Annotated in this window: 19 protein-coding genes; 5 read left to right on the forward strand and 14 right to left on the reverse strand. The window is 44.3% G+C overall.

Annotation, left to right across the window (positions count from 1 at the left end; all coding sequences use genetic code 11):
- The first annotated feature begins 362 nt into the window (after positions 1 to 362).
- Positions 363 to 2,789 carry a glycerol-3-phosphate 1-O-acyltransferase PlsB gene (gene plsB, locus R7Z50_RS21970; protein WP_104975675.1) on the forward strand — a complete coding sequence of 809 codons (2,427 nt, stop codon included), beginning with the start codon at positions 363 to 365 and terminating at the stop codon, positions 2,787 to 2,789.
- Between the two features lie 64 nt (positions 2,790 to 2,853).
- Here plsB and ubiA read toward each other — a convergent pair whose 3' ends face one another.
- On the reverse strand, positions 2,854 to 3,708 hold the full coding sequence (gene ubiA, locus R7Z50_RS21975; RefSeq protein ID WP_005378684.1) for a 4-hydroxybenzoate octaprenyltransferase: 855 nt from the start codon (positions 3,706 to 3,708) through the stop codon (positions 2,854 to 2,856).
- Entirely contained in the window at positions 3,709 to 4,248 is a 540-nt protein-coding gene (locus tag R7Z50_RS21980) for a chorismate lyase (protein WP_262629497.1), read from the reverse strand. It abuts the gene before it with no gap.
- Between the two features lie 161 nt (positions 4,249 to 4,409).
- On the opposite strand from R7Z50_RS21980, the gene R7Z50_RS21985 reads away from it, so the two are divergent.
- Complete coding sequence (locus R7Z50_RS21985) at positions 4,410 to 4,820, forward strand: flagellar basal body-associated protein FliL (RefSeq protein ID WP_005378687.1); 411 nt, start codon at positions 4,410 to 4,412, stop codon at positions 4,818 to 4,820.
- A 63-nt stretch (positions 4,821 to 4,883) separates the two neighbouring features.
- Here R7Z50_RS21985 and glpG read toward each other — a convergent pair whose 3' ends face one another.
- From glpG to ftsY, 6 genes are all read right to left on the reverse strand, one after another.
- Positions 4,884 to 5,726, reverse strand: a complete 843-nt coding sequence (gene glpG / locus R7Z50_RS21990) for a rhomboid family intramembrane serine protease GlpG (RefSeq protein WP_047103977.1) — start codon at positions 5,724 to 5,726, stop codon at positions 4,884 to 4,886.
- The gene (gene glpE / locus R7Z50_RS21995) at positions 5,726 to 6,046 is read right to left on the reverse strand and encodes a thiosulfate sulfurtransferase GlpE (protein ID WP_005378691.1); all 321 of its coding nucleotides are present in this window, start codon (positions 6,044 to 6,046) and stop codon (positions 5,726 to 5,728) included. The genes glpG and glpE overlap by 1 nt, the downstream gene beginning before the upstream one ends.
- Positions 6,047 to 6,539: 493 nt before the next feature.
- Entirely contained in the window at positions 6,540 to 7,397 is an 858-nt protein-coding gene (rpoH, locus tag R7Z50_RS22000; RefSeq protein WP_005378693.1) for an RNA polymerase sigma factor RpoH, read from the reverse strand.
- Positions 7,398 to 7,573: 176 nt separating this feature from the next.
- Positions 7,574 to 8,542, reverse strand: a complete 969-nt coding sequence (gene ftsX, locus R7Z50_RS22005) for a permease-like cell division protein FtsX (protein WP_005378695.1) — start codon at positions 8,540 to 8,542, stop codon at positions 7,574 to 7,576.
- Positions 8,532 to 9,206 (reverse strand): cell division ATP-binding protein FtsE, encoded by a 675-nt coding sequence (gene ftsE, locus R7Z50_RS22010; RefSeq protein ID WP_005378697.1) that lies wholly within the window; start codon positions 9,204 to 9,206, stop codon positions 8,532 to 8,534. The genes ftsX and ftsE overlap by 11 nt, the downstream gene beginning before the upstream one ends.
- Before the next feature lie 22 nt (positions 9,207 to 9,228).
- Entirely contained in the window at positions 9,229 to 10,437 is a 1,209-nt protein-coding gene (gene ftsY / locus R7Z50_RS22015; RefSeq protein ID WP_065645992.1) for a signal recognition particle-docking protein FtsY, read from the reverse strand.
- Between the two features lie 230 nt (positions 10,438 to 10,667).
- Between ftsY and rsmD the strand changes: the two genes are divergently transcribed.
- Both rsmD and R7Z50_RS22025 read left to right on the forward strand, forming a co-directional pair.
- The gene (gene rsmD, locus R7Z50_RS22020; protein ID WP_005378702.1) at positions 10,668 to 11,267 is read left to right on the forward strand and encodes a 16S rRNA (guanine(966)-N(2))-methyltransferase RsmD; all 600 of its coding nucleotides are present in this window, start codon (positions 10,668 to 10,670) and stop codon (positions 11,265 to 11,267) included.
- 25 nt (positions 11,268 to 11,292) lie between these two features.
- The gene (locus tag R7Z50_RS22025; RefSeq protein WP_005378704.1) at positions 11,293 to 11,559 is read left to right on the forward strand and encodes a DUF1145 domain-containing protein; all 267 of its coding nucleotides are present in this window, start codon (positions 11,293 to 11,295) and stop codon (positions 11,557 to 11,559) included.
- A gap of 56 nt (positions 11,560 to 11,615) precedes the next feature.
- Here R7Z50_RS22025 and R7Z50_RS22030 read toward each other — a convergent pair whose 3' ends face one another.
- From R7Z50_RS22030 to R7Z50_RS22045, 4 genes are all read right to left on the reverse strand, one after another.
- Positions 11,616 to 12,200, reverse strand: a complete 585-nt coding sequence (locus R7Z50_RS22030; RefSeq protein WP_005389671.1) for a YhgN family NAAT transporter — start codon at positions 12,198 to 12,200, stop codon at positions 11,616 to 11,618.
- Between the two features lie 106 nt (positions 12,201 to 12,306).
- Positions 12,307 to 12,528, reverse strand: coding sequence for a YecH family metal-binding protein (locus tag R7Z50_RS22035; RefSeq protein WP_005378711.1), 222 nt, complete (start codon positions 12,526 to 12,528; stop codon positions 12,307 to 12,309).
- Positions 12,529 to 12,597: 69 nt separating this feature from the next.
- Complete coding sequence (locus tag R7Z50_RS22040) at positions 12,598 to 13,218, reverse strand: lysoplasmalogenase (RefSeq protein ID WP_005389670.1); 621 nt, start codon at positions 13,216 to 13,218, stop codon at positions 12,598 to 12,600.
- Between the two features lie 1,081 nt (positions 13,219 to 14,299).
- Complete coding sequence (locus R7Z50_RS22045; RefSeq protein WP_005378717.1) at positions 14,300 to 14,668, reverse strand: hypothetical protein; 369 nt, start codon at positions 14,666 to 14,668, stop codon at positions 14,300 to 14,302.
- Positions 14,669 to 14,996: 328 nt separating this feature from the next.
- Between R7Z50_RS22045 and R7Z50_RS22050 the strand changes: the two genes are divergently transcribed.
- Positions 14,997 to 15,326 (forward strand): DUF2500 domain-containing protein, encoded by a 330-nt coding sequence (locus tag R7Z50_RS22050; protein WP_005378719.1) that lies wholly within the window; start codon positions 14,997 to 14,999, stop codon positions 15,324 to 15,326.
- Here R7Z50_RS22050 and R7Z50_RS22055 read toward each other — a convergent pair.
- Positions 15,323 to 16,336: an acyltransferase gene (locus tag R7Z50_RS22055; protein WP_206971037.1), complete on the reverse strand. Its 1,014-nt coding sequence runs from the start codon at positions 16,334 to 16,336 to the stop codon at positions 15,323 to 15,325. The two genes, R7Z50_RS22050 and R7Z50_RS22055, sit on opposite strands and share 4 nt — an antisense overlap.
- Positions 16,337 to 16,619: 283 nt before the next feature.
- Positions 16,620 to 17,837, reverse strand: coding sequence for an organoarsenical effux MFS transporter ArsJ (gene arsJ / locus R7Z50_RS22060; protein ID WP_005378722.1), 1,218 nt, complete (start codon positions 17,835 to 17,837; stop codon positions 16,620 to 16,622).
- Between the last annotated feature and the right edge of the window lie 55 nt (positions 17,838 to 17,892).

The following is a 17,892-nucleotide window of genomic DNA, read 5'->3' on the forward strand; positions in this document are numbered from 1 at the left end:
CCTGTCTTTTTATACAGTTAACTGTGAGTATATCCAGTAAATGCTCAAATGAAAACCCAATTGGTTGTTTTTTAATTTATTTGTGGGGAGCTTTCAGCTTACCGATTAAGTTCATTCTTTATTCGTTTAAAACACCGACTTTTCAGTTAATCAAGTCAAAGCAATAACTTAGGGGTTCGACTAATTTACAGCCAATAAAATTAAAAGGTTTGACCAGTTTCTGGTATCCTTGCAGCGCTTAAATTTTATCGCCTAGGCTTATTTCTATTGCCGTACTCATCTCTTTTTATAGAGAAGACATGCAAAGCGGAAACTGAAATAAGGTTAGGCCTGTTTGAATACCTATTGAGGCTGTGAACTTTATGTCTTCTGGACAATCATTTTCACGTTCATTACTAAAACTACCTTTATCGGTACTGGTAAAGGGCACCGCAATCCCGTCGAACCCGATTGAAGATCTGAACATCGACCTAACTAAACCGATTGTATATGCCCTGCCGTTCCGCTCGAACGTGGATTTGCTGACACTGCAAAAACAAGCCATGAGCCTTGGTCTACCCGACCCGCTCAGCCCGCTGGAAATCAATGGCAAAACGCTGAACCGTTTCGTCTTTATCGCTGCGCGTCCAACTGTGATGAACAACGATAATGATGTCCCAACCGATTCTGTCTCTCTGTTCACTGACTTACTGGAACTGCACAAGCTGGATAGTGAGTTGGATGTTCAAATGATCCCTGCAACCGTGCTTTGGGGTCGTAAGCCAGGTAAAGAAGAGAACCAAAAGCCTTACCTTCAACCGATGAATGGTCCGCAAAAAGCCAAAGCGGTAATGGCGGCGGGACGCGACTGCTTAGTTCGCTTTAGTCCCGTGGTATCTCTGCGTTATATGGCAGACTCCCACGGTACCGACAGCGCAATTGCGCACAAACTGGCTCGCGTGGCGCGTATCCACTTCTCACGCCAGAAACTGGCTGCTTCAGGCCCAAACCTGCCACAACGCCAAGTGTTGTTTGCTCGTTTACTAAAATCTCCAGCTATTGAACTGGCGATTGCTGACGAAGCCAAGATCAAAAACATCTCGATTGATAAGGCACGTAAAGAAGCCCACGACATCATGGATGAAATCGCCGCCGACTTCTCCTACAGTCTGGTGAAAAACGGCGACCGCATCCTGAGTTGGTTATGGACAAAACTATACCAAGGTTTGCACATCAATAACGCCTCGACTGTGCGTCGTTTAGCGCAAGACGGCCACGAAATTGTGTACGTTCCGTGTCACCGTAGTCACATGGACTACCTGCTGTTGTCTTATGTTTTATACCATGAAGGCATGGTGCCTCCGCACATTGCGGCAGGCATTAACTTGAACTTCTTCCCGGCCGGTCCGCTTTTCCGTCGTGGTGGGGCGTTCTTTATTCGTCGTAGTTTTAAAGGCAACAAACTGTACTCAACCATTTTCCGTGAGTATCTAGCTGAGCTGTTTGCCAAAGGCTATTCAGTCGAGTACTTCAGTGAGGGTGGTCGTTCACGTACAGGTCGCTTACTGCAAGCGAAAACGGGTATGCTGGCTATGACCATCCAAGCAATGCTACGTGGTCTAAACCGCCCAGTAACACTAGTGCCGGTCTACATCGGTTACGAGCACGTAATGGAAGTAGGCACTTACGCGAAAGAGCTGCGTGGCAAACGCAAAGAGAAAGAAAACGCAGGGCTTGTACTGCGTACTCTGCGTAAACTGCGTAACTTTGGTTTGGGCTATGTGAACTTCGGTGAGCCAATTCAGCTCAACCAATACTTGAACGAGCATGCTCCTGAGTGGACGAAAGACATCGACAGCATGGGTGGTAACAAACCACAATGGATGAATCCTGTGGTGAACGACCTCGCTAATAAGATGATGACGCACATCAATGATGCGGCGGCGGCAAACGCGTTGACCTTGTGTGCAACCGCACTGCTTGCTTCTCGTCAACGTGCACTTTCTCGTGACTCGCTGATCAACCAGATCGAGTGTTACTTAAAGCTACTCAAAAATAATCCGTACTCAAGCACCTCCACTATCCCTACCGAAAGTGCTGAGGAGTTGGTCGATCATGCAATTTCGCTTGATAAGTTCGTGATTGAAACCGATAGCATGGGTGACATCATTTCGCTGGACCGTAGCCAATCGATCCTGATGACCTACTACCGCAACAACATCATCCACTTGTTCGCTCTGCCGTCATTAATTGCCCAAATGCTCATTCGTCAGCGCAACCTTTCGGTAGCCAAGATTCAAGCGAATGTCGCGCAAATCTACCCATTCTTGAAGAAAGAGCTGTTCTTAAGTTACCAAGAAGACGAGTTAGATGAATTGGTCGTTAAAACACTGCATGAATTTGCCGATCAGAAAATGATTAGTCTGGATGGTGATAAGCTAGAGATCAATCAGTCGAACAACCAGCCTTTGGTTCTGTTAGGTCGCACGATAACTGAAACGCTGCAACGCTACTCTATCGCGATGAACTTGCTTGTTGCTTACCCTGAACTCGGTAAATCGGACCTAGAGCAGAAGAGCCAAGATATTGCTCAGCGCCTAGGGCGTTTGCACGGTATTAATGCGCCAGAATTCTTCGATAAAGGTGTGTTTACCGCGATGTTCAATACGCTCAAACAGCAAAAATACCTCGATAACGATGGTAACTGTGACACGAAGAAAACGCAGCAATTTGCACGGCTACTGTTCACTCTGCTTTATCCAGAAGTGAAACTGACGATCGAAGAGAGTATTCACCAACTTCGGTCGTAACCGTTTTACCTTCGTCCAATAAGAAAAAAGGCATCCAATCGGATGCCTTTTTCTATTTCTTCGCTTACCAAAATGCGACCAGTAACCCTATCGCTATCACCATGCCAACATAATTGTTGTTAAGGAAAGCCTTAAAGCACAACTCACGCTCACGGTGACGAATTAAGTGCTGCTGATAAACAAACAACGACGCTGCAATCAAAAGGGTCCAGTAGTAACTTTGTCCCAATTGGTAGAACTGCCCTAACCAAACCAACATCGCGAGTGTAATCAGTTGCAACACACCAATAATAAGCTTGTCATGACGACCAAACAGAATTGCCGTCGATTTAATGCCAATCTTTAGATCATCATCTCGGTCTACCATCGCATATTGAGTGTCGTACGCAATGGTCCACAAAGCGTTAATGAGGAACAAAAACCAAACAATCAATGGTAATTCCCCAGTTTGTGCAGCCCACGCCATTGGAATCGCCCAGCTAAAAGCCAAGCCTAAAAATAGCTGTGGAATATGAGTGTAACGCTTCATAAATGGATAGATGAACGCCAACACAATGCCAGCGAAGGATAGCTGAATCGTCAGCGGGTTCATGGTCAGCACTAACAAAAACGAGCTGATACCCAAAACCAAAAATAATCCAATCGCTTCTTTTGCTGTCACTTTCCCTGATGGCAGTGGACGTTGCTTAGTACGCTTTACATGGCCGTCGACTTTGCGATCTGCAAAATCATTAATCACGCACCCCGCACTACGCATTAGGAAAACACCCAATACAAACACGATGAATACATCCCAACTTGGCATCCCTTGGGCTGAGATAATTAGCGCCCAAATCGTTGGCCACATCAGTAACAGTGAACCAATCGGGCGATCCATGCGCATCAGTTGCCAATATGCTTTGGCTTTTTCTGCGGACATTTACACTGTCTCCTTAGCGTAAACTGGTGAATTAGATAAGAATAACTCGGCGACTAGCATCGGTTTGTGATTCATCCACAACCTTGAGCGTCGTGCTAACAAACGTCCTTCTGGTACGGCTACCCATCCCATTTGCAAAGAGTCCCGCTCAACGTTATCTGCGCTAAACACAGTTAGTCCTAATGGGATATCCCCTTGTTGAGCCAAATCATACTGCTGATCAACTAAGGTTGAACGAGGAATCAATGTCCGCCCAATAACCCAGTGATTATTGTCACCGCACAAAATTACCTCTCTCAGTAAGCAATCTTGTTCGGACAATAACTGGCTTTCGTCCTGTTTTAATGTCGCTGCAGTGACGATCTGATTTTGTAGCAATTCTACCGTTAACGCTTGGCAGTGCTGTTTTAAACGACGTGACAAAGACCCTTGCTCTTCAAGCCAATGCTTGGCAAATTCATTTGGAAATTCGAATTCTTCGGGGTTTTGCCACTCTACTTCCAATAAAGAAGCAAGATAGAGTGATGTTGGCTGATTCATACTAGTATTCAATTGGAGGCTTTATGCGTACAATAAAGCAACAACTTACCGTCCATAGTAATGTATGTAACCGTAAGTTCCGTTATTTGTTATAGACGGCCCATTGTATCAAGACTGAAGCGATTCGAATATCGCGATCCAGAGAAAGAAAAGTTAGAAATATGTACAAACGTTATATAGCCCAAATTATTTTTGCGTTAACCATACTATTCGCCGCACCAAGTTGGGCTGAAACGGAAGAAGCTGGACCTAAGTTGGCATACTTTACCCTAGAGCCTGACCTCACTACTAACTTTTACACCAAAGGCAAAAAGTTAGGTTATGTGCAAGTGCGCATCGACATCATGGTAATGAGTCAACAAGATTTATCAGTTGTTGAGCATCACCAACCTTTGATTCGCGATGCAGTGATTGAATTACTGGGTAAGCAAACAGAAGATACGATTAAGTCCCTGTCTGGCCGAGAAGATCTGCGCAAAACCTTAGTGACGACCCTCAACGAAACACTTTTGCCTGAAACAGGTAAAACCATCATTGCCGATTTGTTGTTTACAAAATACCTTTATCAATAAACCCAAATCCGTTTTGAACATAAAAAAAGACCGCTCTTGAGCGGTCTTTTCATTTCATCTGCTTTAGGCTTGCTGTTGGTATTTCATCTTGCCTGAATCAAACAGCGCAATCGCCATCCCCGACAGTAGCCCAACTAAGTGAGCGGTGTTTGCAATCGCCATAAATGGCTGCACAAAACCAAGAACTAACCATACCAACATAAAGACGATGATTGGCTTGGGTAGCGTAAGGCCTAAATGTGGCAAGCGGTAACCCAATATCCACAAATAACCAAGCAGTGCATAGACCACGCCAGACAAGCCGCCGAAGTTAGCCCCTTCAACATAGAACTGGCCTGCCCCTGAAAACGCTGCCGACACCACAAAGAGTTGCAATAGCTTACCGGAACCGAGACGACGTTCGATGTCGCCACCCAACTGCCACCACCATAGTAAGTTAAACACGATGTGAGTTACTGAAAAGTGCAGTAACGCATGACTTAGCCATCGCCACACTTGCCATTGTTGCCCCTCAAAAGCCGGGAAGTGCAACAACTTAAACACGCCATTGCCAAAGCCAAACATTTGTAACAAGTAGATGATGATACAGACTGTCATGATCAGCAAAGTCATGGGGCCAGCTTTCGCTTTGACCATGCTTATGATACTCGGGCTGGAATAATGAAATGTACTCTTACGAGTATCGGCAACGTCCCACGAGGCGGCGCTGTATTTTGAATCAGACGGGTTAGCAAGGAACAGCTTAAGTTCGGCTTCCGCTTCTATTTCATGCTGGCTATCAGTCAACCACAGCGCAAATTGCCCATCCCCTTCTGGCATCATTTCGATGTCAATTTGGCGAGAGGCCATATAATCAATAAAGGCTTGCGCCATACGTGGATTATTTAACGTTACCAATCTCTTCATTAACTTCTCACTATCGGTAGTTCTGCTCGATGCCAGGCTTCAAAGCCACCATCTACACTGTACACCTGTTCAAAGCCTTGGTTAACTAAATATTGCGCCGCACCTTGGCTACTAATGCCGTGGTAACACATCACCAGAATAGGTTGTTCGAACTCCACTTCATCCATAAACGCAACGATCGTATCGTTAGTTAAATGATACGCGGACTCCGCATGCGCAACGGCAAACGATTGAGGGTCACGGATATCTACAAGCTTCGCATCACCCTGCTCGAGCAGCGCTTGCGCACCTTGTACATCGATATGCTTAAACTGATCCATTTACTTTCTCATTGTCTTATTAATATACCCAAGCAACCTCGAACCTAACGTACTAATCAGCACCCGTGGTACAGCATAAAATCCATATTTGAAGCTGCTTGGGTATACTGCCGCTATTGTAACCTATCCAACGGCAAACTTAGACACATGGATAATCAGGTTTTCCAAAAGTGTACACATTCCAACCATTTGTGGATAAAGCTGTGAATTGCGTTGATAAAGTGTATTTGGATCTTTTGATCCACAATATGTAGTGATGATCCTGATCTAACTGTGTGTATATCTATAACTATCCCCAGATGGAAAAGTGCTTGAATCCCTTATTTTGTCCGGGTTTCGAACAGTTGATAAATAATTACTTCACAGAGTTATACACAGGTAGCACATAAAATCCGGATCGCAAACGCTATCGATTTTCGATCGACAATAAAAAAGCCGAGATCACATGATCTCGGCTTTCTATGAAAATCTTACTTTCAATTAGCAGTGGAAATTAAAATTCACCCACGGCCAATTTTAGTTTCTTCATTGCATTTTTTTCTAGCTGGCGAATACGCTCGGCGGAAACACCGAACTCATCAGCTAAGTCTTGCAATGTTGCTTTCTCATCATCTAACCAACGAGAACGCACGATGCGCTGACTACGCTCATCCAAACTCGCTAATGCATGACCCAAGCGATTGTTGGTATGCATTTCCCAGTTGGCGGCTTCAATGTTGTCGGCCACATCAGACGATTTGTCTTCTAGGTATAGCATCGGCGCTGTGTAAGCGTTTGAACTGTCGTCTTCATCAGTTGGCATATCAAAGGTTGAATCCACCGCCGCTAAGCGTGATTCCATCTCGCGAACTTCAGAAGGCTCAACACCTAACTCGCGCGCAACGGTTTCCACTTCACCGTTGTTAAACCAACCCAAGCGCTTTTTCGACTTACGCAGGTTGAAGAACAATTTACGTTGCGCTTTAGTGGTCGCAATTTTCACGATACGCCAGTTACGTAGCACGTATTCGTGGATCTCTGCTTTGATCCAGTGGACAGCGAAAGAAACCAAGCGAACCCCTACTTCTGGGTTAAAACGCTTAACGGCTTTCATTAGACCGATGTTACCCTCTTGCACAAGATCCGCCATTGGCAAACCGTAGCCAGAGTAACCACGAGCAACGTGAACAACGAATCGTAGGTGCGAAAGAATTAGACCTTTTGCAGCCTCAATCTCACCTTTATAGTGTAATCGTTCTGCCAGCTCACGCTCTTCGTCTGCAGTCAGCATTGGGTAGCTGTTTACTGAGCGAATATAGCTATCAAGGCTATCTTGCGTGACTAGAGCCATCGGATACGCTTCTTTTGTCATTCAATTCCTCATCAATCTCTGATCTGGAGCATTACATTGCAATTTAGCTTCGATATCTTGAACTCAAAATGAACAAGTTTCAAGAAGGGGAAGCAATTATCCATAAACATTTGGTCTAAGCAAGGGTTCAAAATTAGCTAGTGCTAATAAAATCCAAGTAATAAGACCGCCATCACTTAAACTGGTTCAATTTCTTTTAAATGTCGTTGCGCAGAAAAGCGCGCCGCAATACATCCCAAAAGACTCCCAATGATGATTAGTAACAAAGATTCATCCCAACTTAGACCAATCAGGCGGAACTGGCTATCGTACAACGCAGCAAGGTCTTCCACCGCACTATTCATGACAATGGTCACTAAAGCCGTTACCAACCACGCAATAGTGGCACCTAACACGCCAAACCACATACCTGTGTACAAGTAAGGGCGCAGAATGAAACTGTCCGTCGCACCGATCAGTTTCATGGTTTGAATCTCTTCTTTATTCGCCAGCACATTAAATCGCAATGTATTGCCAACGATTAAAAATACCGCACCGAGCATCAGCACTGTCAGGGTAATGACAATAATACTCGCGAGAGTTTTGATTGCATCAAGACGCGCCAGCCAGTCTTCGTCAAGTCTCACGTCGGTCACATCTTGTTGCTCTCGAACGTCTTTGGCTAATGACTGAATATCACTTTTTAGCTCCGAATCTGGCGTAATCACCAACACACCAGGAAGCGCATAGCCACTTAAAAGACTGATAGCTTGGTCGAACCCTGCATATTGGCTTAAATCAGATAGACCTTGTTGCGGTGAAATATATTCTACCTCTTTTACCAAAGGCCAAGTTTCAATTTGATCTTTGAGAACCATCACTCGCGCATCCGGCATGCCTTCAACTAAGTAAGCACTAACTTGTGAAGGAGAAGCGACATCTTCCGCTGCCCCTGCAACGTTTTTCCCCAATAGATACAAACAAGCTGGCATGGCAAGTGCCATGGAGATGACCGCTAGGGTCAGAATGTTGCCTAGTGGTCGTTGCCATAAGGCGCTAAAAGAGGATTTAGCTTGTTTTGCGTGGACAGAGAAAAAACCATCGGTATTCGCACGCTTGGCACTGCGGCCTTTCCCCTTCTTTTGGGAGTGCTTGTTACCTGCCATAGTCTTCTACCTCACTTAGGAAGCCTTGGTTCAATTCAAAATGACGATACTGTGGGCGAGTGTTTACTAACCCCACATCGTGCGTGGCAAGTAAGATTGTCACGCCCGCACGGTTAAATTCTTCGAATAGACGCAACACACGGTTGGATAATTCTGGGTCAAGGTTACCCGTAGGCTCATCAGCCACCAGCAACGTTGGTCGATTAACCACAGCACGGGCAATACCGACGCGCTGTTGCTCACCACCAGAAAGTTGACTAGGTAGACAACGAGCTTTATCGAGTAAGCCCGTTTTATCTAACGCCGCAGAAACACGGCGTTTGATTTCGTTTTCAGAAATCGATTCGATACGCATTGGCAGAGCGACATTGTCGTACACACTGCGATCCATCAATAGGCGATGATCTTGAAAAACAATCCCAATATTGCGGCGCAAAAAAGGGATGTCTTTGCCTGGAATACGCGTGATGTCGTGGCCATTAAAATGGATTTTGCCATCGGTTGGTCGCTCTATCGCGCAGATCAATTTCAGCAAGGTACTTTTACCAGCCCCGGAATGTCCGCCTAAAAACGCCATTTCACCGCGCCTCAGGTGAAAATCGACTTTTTGCAGTGCTTGTCGACCACCTCGGTAAGCTTTGCTTACTTGCTGAAATTTGATCACCGTTGATTTCCTCTAACTCTTTTTATTCTTCACGACTAAACAGTGCGTCAATAAACTCTTGAGTTTCAAATGGACGCAAGTCTTCGATACCTTCACCCACACCAATGTAACGAATTGGAATACCGAACTGATCAGCGATAGCGAAAATTACGCCGCCCTTGGCTGTACCATCCAGCTTAGTCAAAGTAATCCCGGTTAGAGGGGCAACATCACTGAAAAGTTTCGCTTGGCTAATGGCATTTTGTCCTGTACCTGCGTCAAGCGTTAGCATGATCTCATGTGGTGCAGAGTCATCAATTTTCTTCATCACACGTACAATCTTACGCAGCTCTTCCATTAGGTTCGCTTTGTTCTGTAGACGACCTGCTGTATCAGCAATCACCACATCCACACCACGTGCTTTTGCCGCTTCAATCGCATCATAGATAACAGAGGCACTGTCTGCGCCAGTATGTTGAGCAATCACAGGAACATTATTACGTTCACCCCACACTTGTAGCTGCTCAACCGCTGCGGCACGGAAAGTATCTCCCGCTGCAAGCATCACTTTTTTGCCTTGAGTTTGGAACTGCTTGGCAAGCTTACCGATGGTCGTGGTTTTACCCACGCCATTTACACCCACCATCAAGATGACGTAAGGCGTTTTGTTGCTATCGATTTCTAGTGGCTGTTCGACTTTAGAAAGAATCTCAGCCATTTCTTCTTTCAACAAACCATAAAGGGCTTCGCCGTCTTTCAGATCGCCACGTGTGGCTTTTTCTGTCAGGTTGTTGATAATTTTTGTTGTGGTATTCATGCCCACATCAGCAATAAGCAGTTGCTCTTCTAGCTCTTCAAATAAGTCCTCATCGATTTTCTTACCGCTGAACAGACCGAAGAAGCCAGCACCAATATTTGCTTTTGTTCGGCTTAGGCTGCGTTTAAGACGAGCAAAAAAGCTTTCTGTTGGCTTTTCTTGTTCTTGAACACGAGGCGCGGCCGATACGACTTCTGGCTCCTCTGCTTCTGCTTCTGCTTCTGCTTCTGCTGGGGCAGCCTCTGATTGTTTCTCTTCTTCTTCAAGTTCTGGCGTTGCTTCCGCTTGCTCAGCAACCGCTTCGGTTTGCTGCTCTTCAGAAGGCGCTTCCACTGCTTCTTCTTTTACTGTTTCTTCAGTTTTTGGTTTTGGGCTTTGTTCTTCGTCACCAAAACCTAGCCACGAAAGTAATCCGCGCTTCTTTTTTTCCGTCATCTGGGGCTATCCTAGATTGTTCTTTTATCTATTAATGACTCTTTTTTGACAAGATTATTATCTGTCTAAAAAAGGCTAATGACAAAGTTCTGAAAACTTTCCGATTAGGTAATTCTAATCTTATTAGTGTTACACTCTGTCATCTTGAATATTCTGGGCTGTATCCAAGCTCCAAGCTCATTGCTTGGGCGATTAGATATAGTATCACTTTATTAGCGGTCAAAAAATCTATGGTAAGACGTCGCCAGCAAAACTCATCACAAAAAAAGCCAACAACGGGCTTTGTTCGCATTATTAGTGGCTTATGGAGAGGCAGAAAACTTCCTGTACACGATGCTGAAGGCTTACGCCCCACGACCGATCGCGTCAAAGAAACGCTGTTTAACTGGTTAGCTCAAGATGTACCACAGGCAAAATGTCTCGACTTGTTTGCTGGCTCTGGCGGCTTGGGATTTGAGTCAGCTTCGCGCCAAGCAGAGCAAGTGACCATGGTTGAGCTAAACCCACAAGCTTTCCAACAGTTACAAAAGAATGTTGCCTCTCTTAACGCGAACAACATCCAAGTGGTAAATACCGACGCACTGAGTTTTTTGAAGCAACCGGGTTCTGCTCACCATGTGGTGTTTATTGACCCACCGTTTCGCAAAGGTCTATTGGATGAGACCGTGGCTCTGCTAGAACAAAATGGCTGGCTCGCGGAAGATGCGATGATTTATATTGAAACAGAAAAAGAACTCAATATTGCCGACTTACCAGAAAACTGGCAATTACATCGAGAAAAAACAGCAGGCCAAGTGAGCTATCGTCTGTACGAACGTACCTCCGCATAACGCCTCGATTTAAAAGGATACTTAAATGAAAGCACTAATTATGCTGGCCAAAGCGGCTATCGCCTTTGTTTGGTTAGTATTAATCCTAAATATTTTTATGCCCTTCCCCGGCAATGCCGCGATTGCGCTATACATCATGACCGCTTTTTTGTTCATCATGCACGGTTTACAAATGGCCATCTTCATTGGTGCATTTGGCGACAAAATAAAAATGAGCAGTTGGGAAAAATATTCAATCCTGATTTTTGGTATTTTTGCCCTACTCGATATTCGTCGTAAACACATGATGTAATCGCTCAGATACGAAAAAGCCGCTCTTGTGAGCGGCTTTTTTCTGCGTTTCGTTCGTCACCCAATGTAACTTTTTACACCATCTAAGAACATTTGAGTGGAGATCATCACCAGTAACAAGCCCATTAAGCGTTCTACCGCCTTCAAGCCACGTTCACCCAACAAGCGATTAAAGAAGCCATAAAACATCAGTATAAAAAATGTTGCGCCCCACGCAATTACGACTGATGCTGACATTTCCAACATTTTCTCTGGATGTTGCGAAGACAGTAAAAGCAAGGCTGCAATCACTGAAGGGCCCGCGATCATAGGAATGGCCATCGGAACAATAAAGGGCTCCTCGCCTGCTGCCAGTCCAGTGATGCTGCCAGCACTCGGGAAAATCATCTTAATCGCAATAATGAAGAGAATAATGCCACCTGAAATGCTGAGCGTTTCTGGCTGGACATGCAAAAAACTTAAGATGCTTTGTCCTGCAAACAGAAACAGCATCAAGATCAGTAAGGCAAACAGTAGTTCACGAATCAATACCTTACGACGACGCTTGGGATCGATATGTTTGAGAATAGACAACACAATCGGCAAGTTACCGAGGGGGTCCATGATTAGAAACAGCATGGTCGCTGCAGAAAGAATGTCCATATTCTGGCCTCACCTAAAAAATGGCGGCCAGTGTATAGCAAACTGACAACATGAGTATATGACTGAGGGCGAAAACACCATAGTCACCCTCGATCTTAGCCGCCGTTTAGTGATTGCAAACTCGCGCCATATTGACCACAAACTTACCTTCAAGCTCACGAATTTTGTCGCGCTTGAGCAAAAATGCTAGTAATGCATCTAAGTCTAGATCATTCAGTTTACAGGTGTGAAAGCGAACGCTAGCACCAAAGTGCTGTGTGAGGGCTTCGCGATCCATTGGTGTTTCTCTAAGTAGGTTTAGCAGCTCGTGAGCATGGATTTCACTCATTATTGACTCCAGTTATTAAGAACAATGCGTTCAGTTTACTGAAATCCTCAAGAGCTGCTTTGACTTAAATTAGTAAATGATTGAGGCAACAATGAGGGCATGAGCAAAAAAGTAACTGCCACTCACCCACAAATAGGCGTGTTTCATCGGTTTTCGATAACCGTGTATCGCGTATGCCAGCGCCGAATAGATCAGAACTAAGGTTCCGCTAAAACCGATAGCATTGGCGTAACTCGGCACTTGTAACCAAACTTCACCGGCTGCCCAAGCAAGTTGAACCAGCATCATCCCCATGATCACAACAGGGAATACCAGAGAGTCGAGTTGAGGTAGCAACAAAAAGAACGCCACGATACTCGCTGCAAGCAGCAGGGCCAACAGCCACCAGACAATCTCACCATTAAGCTGCACCCAAAATGACTTGCTGTAGCATACCTGGGCAACCAGATAAGCCGTAAAATAGATTAGCTTACGAGTTTTAAACGAGTGCAGCGTATCTGCCACCATAGACACAATAAGCCCACCCGCAATCCAGTAGGTATATGTTGCGGATGCACCTTGAGTTAACACCAACACAAGAAGAAGTAGCAGAGTAAAGATTTTAAACACGAGGGATTGTGTCGGGTTAGCTTGCTTTGCTCCCAACACGGAATACACACCTGATAGCCCTATCGCCAGCCAACTCCACATGCAGTATACACCTTTTACTTAAACTCGCCGCTAGTCTAGGTAGACCAGTTTTGATGTAAAGACACAATCTACGAAAGTTGGATCTCGCTAGCGATTCGAAACATTTTGTAACCCTCAGCCTACGTAATAATAAAGCCGATGAGCCTGAATGATGCCACTAAACATTGGGGCCAAGCTTTGCTCATCAGCCGAACCCATCAAATCACACGACACAATAACCAACGCTTTCTAAAACTATTTAACTGAAAAACAGATAAGTGCTCCAGGTAAGCCGCCATTTCACAAACTGACGATTAAACCACCAGGATGTATGTAATGCAGGCAACAAGCATAAATAACAGACACAAAATAGAAAATAGTCTTAGTAGCGCTCTAAGAGAGGAGAAACCACTGATGACTAGGGGTAAAAACTAAGAAAACCGACCTTAATTCAGTAAAAAAAACATCAGACAAGAAAAGTAAGTCAATGATAAATAAAACCATAATTTCAATAACAGATAAAAGTGCGGACTTCATAAACCATAAAATCACTAAACACTTTTGAAGCCCATATTTTCTCATAAGGTAAGAAAATCTCACTCCATGCTTTCGATTTGACGATGCAACCTCATAGCACATTTTTTAATTTTCTCAATTTTTGAGAAATACAGACAAAATAAACACCCAACATACCATTCGAAACAAAAAACAATTACAAAGCCAACATCACAAACCATTTAACATTATAAAATCATACACTTAAAACAAAAAAGGATAGAAATAAAACAATGTGAACACTTTAAATACAGCACAAAAAACATAGTTTCATTAGTCAGAATCACGTAAAACCAGACAAGTTAAGTGTGGTTTTTGAAAAGATTAACGAGCATATGTTGATCAAACCCCAAAAACAGTGCTATATTAAATTCATCGAGTTCATCAAAGATTAAGGGGTAGTGTTATGATTTCATCTTCTCAAAAACAAGGGCTGGTTATGATTGCAGTGGTTGTGGGTTTAATGACACTGCCAATGATGTACTAACCCAATGATTTAAAATAAAAAAGGACGCAAATGCGTCCTTTTTTATTTATCTGTATAGCTCTACTGAATGTGCTTAGACAAAATATCCCAGTGCATATAGTAAAAACCAAGAGCTGCCAGCGTAATCAACGTCATTAGCAAAATTGCTGTACGCCAAATAAAGCGAGAGCTTCTTGGTGTCAGCTCTTTTTCACAAGCATCACATGCCGCCATAAAGCCTTTACGATCATCCAGCTTGTAATCGTCTTCGTGCACCACTTTGTTACGCACGGTTGCGATGAATCGAAGCTTTGCTATCACGTCATGCGGTAAACGTTCTTCACAACTATTAATAAGTTGGTGCAACCCTTTCCCTTCTGCATGGTACTGAGTACGCAAAAGTTTTTCGATCGTTCGGGTACGCATGACTACTTTTTCAATATCTGACATCGTAACCCTCCTTACCAGACCCTTCCTATGTTCATTATTTTTATTCTTCTATAAATTTAGAGCTTTTTCGAGCCGTTAAGTGCAATTTTACTTTCAATTTGTGCCCTTGAGCTCATATAGCCAGACAAGTGAAAGCTGCTTAGTTCAGCTTTAGTGACGTAGCTTACAGATGAAGCAACAATTTCATCGCGTCCCCATTAAGATAAACCGTGAAGTGCGCCGAATAAAATTCATATCCCTTTCATTAGATTATGAATAAGTTACCTCAACTCATCGTTTCGTCAGCGAGTTCTGTAGAATGGGACCCGATAAAACATTGGAGGTTAATATGCCAATCTCACTTATTTTCGCCCTATTCGCCCTTATTGCCTTGGGCGCGTGGGTGTTTTTCCGTTTTTATAGTAAGCACTATGTGGGCGAAGACGCTCCAGAGCAAAGCGCGCAGGTAACGGTTTTAGATAAACAAGCGATAGACATACCAAACGCACCACCAGGTCAAGACGATCAAGAGTATTGGATTTACGTTCAACGTGGTTCTATCGGTCCAAAGCGTGAATTCCAAATTGGAGTGCATTACTACCATGCACTCAACCCTGGAGATAAGGGAACATTGACCTATCGCGGCAACAAGTTCCTTCACTTCGCTATCAAACGTTAAGGCAGTAACCAACGAGTCTTGGCAGAACGAGAAAAGAGATAGCTCATCGTCAAGGCTCCAGATCCACTTAGAACGATCCAGACTGGAATCACCCACGCAGGATGTCCTGTGTACCAACCGAACTCTTTCATCGGCCATAAGAAAATAGGGTGAAGTAAGTAAATCCCCAAGCTGTGCTGACTGATCACACTGACCACTTTTTGTACTTTTGGTGATAAGCCTTCACCAAAGTAACGCCCGATCATAAAAATCATCGAAGCCGCTAGAATCACATTCAGTGTTTTATAAGAGAGCCAGCGCCCAACCGTATACTTCTCCGCCTCTAAGCTATTTGTCACAACCATCGTAAAGGTCACTGCCAACGCCACGAGTCCTAGCCCAACAAATAAGGTCACCATAGAGCGATTCAAAGGTACCTTTTGAAATAAAACATACCCCAGTGGAAGGTAACCCATATAAAGCCACATCTGATTACTCCAAGGGCCATCAATCTTGAACAAGAACAGAGTGCTGGTGAAAAGCCAAAATGCGAGATAGGTATACAAGACGTTGTCATCCACGTTGCGTACCATCCATTGAAACAGCGGAATCACAAAATACAGTGGTATAAAGTAATAGAAAAAGCCGAGATGGTAATACGTTGCGTGGAATGGGCTATTGCTTAATACCTCTTTTACGGTTTCAAAATCAAAGCCTTGAGACGTCCAGCCTGAAAGGTATGCATAAAACATCGACCAAATAAGAAATGGAACTAAAACTTTGCCCAAACGCCTTTTGATATAATACTTACCGTCAAATGGTCGAGTGTCACTGAGCATTAGCGCTCCGGTGATCAAAATAAAAACTGGCACTGCCCAGCGGGTTACGCTATTCACGCCTACCGCTGTCAGCCATTGGTCAAATGGAATCACTCCTAACTCATTTCGATACGGTGCCAAGACGTGAATGGCGATCACTGCTACCGCTGCGAAGCAGCGCAATAAATCAAAAAACAGAACCCTTTCTCTCATACCTTTCCCTACTTTGAGTCGCTTATCGTTTATAGCATAGGGTAAATCTCAACCAGTGAAATAGTTAACAATCTGTTTTTGCTTATTTTTAACTCAACAATGACCTACAACGGGGATTTCATCACCACTCTAATCACTTAACGAGAACCAAAAACCAAGCATCAGTATTCACTCTCGATGCCAAACCGAAACAATCTGATTACAGCAAACGGCGCATAAGAAACAAAAATGGCTCCGATTTGGAGCCATTTATACCATCTACAGATAGCGATACTGGGGGTAGTTACGCAGTAGCAACATTAGCTTTTGGCAACTTAATTGAAATCAGCGTCGTCAGTGCCAAGAAAGCAAAAGAAACCCATAAGCACGCTGCAAGACCAGCCTCTTGGTAGATCCAACCCGATAATACCGTGCCAATCAAACGTCCCATCGCATTGGCCATGTAGTAAAAACCGACATCCAACGAGACGCCATCGCCTTTAGCGTAGCTCACTATCAAGTACGAGTGCAGCGAAGAGTTAATGGCAAACACAGCGCCAAAAATCATCAAACCTACCACAATCACCAATTCAGGCTGCCAACCGATTTGCACACCATAAGCAATACCAGCCGTAATTAACGCTAGGATTCCTGCCCACACCAATGCTGCACTACCATCAGGCACACGACCTTGCGCTTTGCCAGTAATACGCGGCGCAAAGCCTTGCACAAACCCATAAGCAATGACCCACGCTGCGAGAAAGCTACCAACCCACAAGTGATCCCAGCCAAACACGCTACCAAGATAAATAGGCAGAGCAACGACAAACCACACATCACGAGCACCAAACAAGAACATGCGTGCTGCGGATAAAATGTTTATCGATTCAGACTTGGAGAATATTTGGCGAAACTTAGGTTTACTCTTTGCTTTACCCATGTCCGCTTCTAGCCAGATCATGCTGCAAACAAACACTAATGTAAGTACACCCGCCATAATAAACATCGAGTTTTGAAAACCCACCCAAGACAGCAGCAAGCCACCAACAAAAAAGCCCGCTCCTTTGAGTGCATTCTTCGAGCCAGTCAAAATCGCTACCCATTTGTAGAGCGCACCTTGCTGTTCGTCTGGTACTAGCGTTTTAATCGCGCTCTTAGCACTCATTTTGTTCAGATCTTTGGCAATCCCCGACAGAGCTTGCGCTGCCATCACCCAAGGAATGGTCAGCCATGCATTTGGTACTGCGAGCATCAGCAACGCAAACACTTGCATCGCTAAACCAATGTTCATGGTTTTATTTAGGCCTAACCTTGCGCCCAACCAACCACCAACCAGGTTTGTCACCACACCAAAAAATTCATAGAAAAGAAACAGTGACGCAATAGCTAACGTGGAATAACCTAAGTCATGAAAATAGAGCACCACCAGCATACGCAGTGCGCCATCGGTCACCGTAAAGTTCCAATAGTTAAACGTCACTAACATGTACTGACGAATACTTTTGCTTAATTGAGAAATCATATTGACCTCATATGTACAGCGATAGAAGCATTTAGATCATCATGTTCTAAATACT

The organism is Vibrio sp. 1249-1 (assembly GCF_033340495.1).

Excerpts from the sequence above, each read along its gene's own strand:
- plsB (WP_104975675.1), top strand. The coding sequence starts at position 363 with ATGTCTTCTGGACAATCATTTTCACGTTCATTACTAAAACTACCTTTA.
- ubiA (WP_005378684.1), bottom strand. The coding sequence starts at position 3,708 with ATGTCCGCAGAAAAAGCCAAAGCATATTGGCAACTGATGCGCATGGAT.
- R7Z50_RS21980 (WP_262629497.1), bottom strand. The coding sequence starts at position 4,248 with ATGAATCAGCCAACATCACTCTATCTTGCTTCTTTATTGGAAGTAGAG.
- R7Z50_RS21985 (WP_005378687.1), top strand. The coding sequence starts at position 4,410 with ATGTACAAACGTTATATAGCCCAAATTATTTTTGCGTTAACCATACTA.
- glpG (WP_047103977.1), bottom strand. The coding sequence starts at position 5,726 with ATGAAGAGATTGGTAACGTTAAATAATCCACGTATGGCGCAAGCCTTT.
- glpE (WP_005378691.1), bottom strand. The coding sequence starts at position 6,046 with ATGGATCAGTTTAAGCATATCGATGTACAAGGTGCGCAAGCGCTGCTC.
- rpoH (WP_005378693.1), bottom strand. The coding sequence starts at position 7,397 with ATGACAAAAGAAGCGTATCCGATGGCTCTAGTCACGCAAGATAGCCTT.
- ftsX (WP_005378695.1), bottom strand. The coding sequence starts at position 8,542 with ATGGCAGGTAACAAGCACTCCCAAAAGAAGGGGAAAGGCCGCAGTGCC.
- ftsY (WP_065645992.1), bottom strand. The coding sequence starts at position 10,437 with ATGACGGAAAAAAAGAAGCGCGGATTACTTTCGTGGCTAGGTTTTGGT.
- rsmD (WP_005378702.1), top strand. The coding sequence starts at position 10,668 with ATGGTAAGACGTCGCCAGCAAAACTCATCACAAAAAAAGCCAACAACG.
- R7Z50_RS22025 (WP_005378704.1), top strand. The coding sequence starts at position 11,293 with ATGAAAGCACTAATTATGCTGGCCAAAGCGGCTATCGCCTTTGTTTGG.
- R7Z50_RS22030 (WP_005389671.1), bottom strand. The coding sequence starts at position 12,200 with ATGGACATTCTTTCTGCAGCGACCATGCTGTTTCTAATCATGGACCCC.
- R7Z50_RS22035 (WP_005378711.1), bottom strand. The coding sequence starts at position 12,528 with ATGAGTGAAATCCATGCTCACGAGCTGCTAAACCTACTTAGAGAAACA.
- R7Z50_RS22040 (WP_005389670.1), bottom strand. The coding sequence starts at position 13,218 with ATGTGGAGTTGGCTGGCGATAGGGCTATCAGGTGTGTATTCCGTGTTG.
- R7Z50_RS22045 (WP_005378717.1), bottom strand. The coding sequence starts at position 14,668 with ATGTCAGATATTGAAAAAGTAGTCATGCGTACCCGAACGATCGAAAAA.
- R7Z50_RS22050 (WP_005378719.1), top strand. The coding sequence starts at position 14,997 with ATGCCAATCTCACTTATTTTCGCCCTATTCGCCCTTATTGCCTTGGGC.
- R7Z50_RS22055 (WP_206971037.1), bottom strand. The coding sequence starts at position 16,336 with ATGAGAGAAAGGGTTCTGTTTTTTGATTTATTGCGCTGCTTCGCAGCG.
- arsJ (WP_005378722.1), bottom strand. The coding sequence starts at position 17,837 with ATGATTTCTCAATTAAGCAAAAGTATTCGTCAGTACATGTTAGTGACG.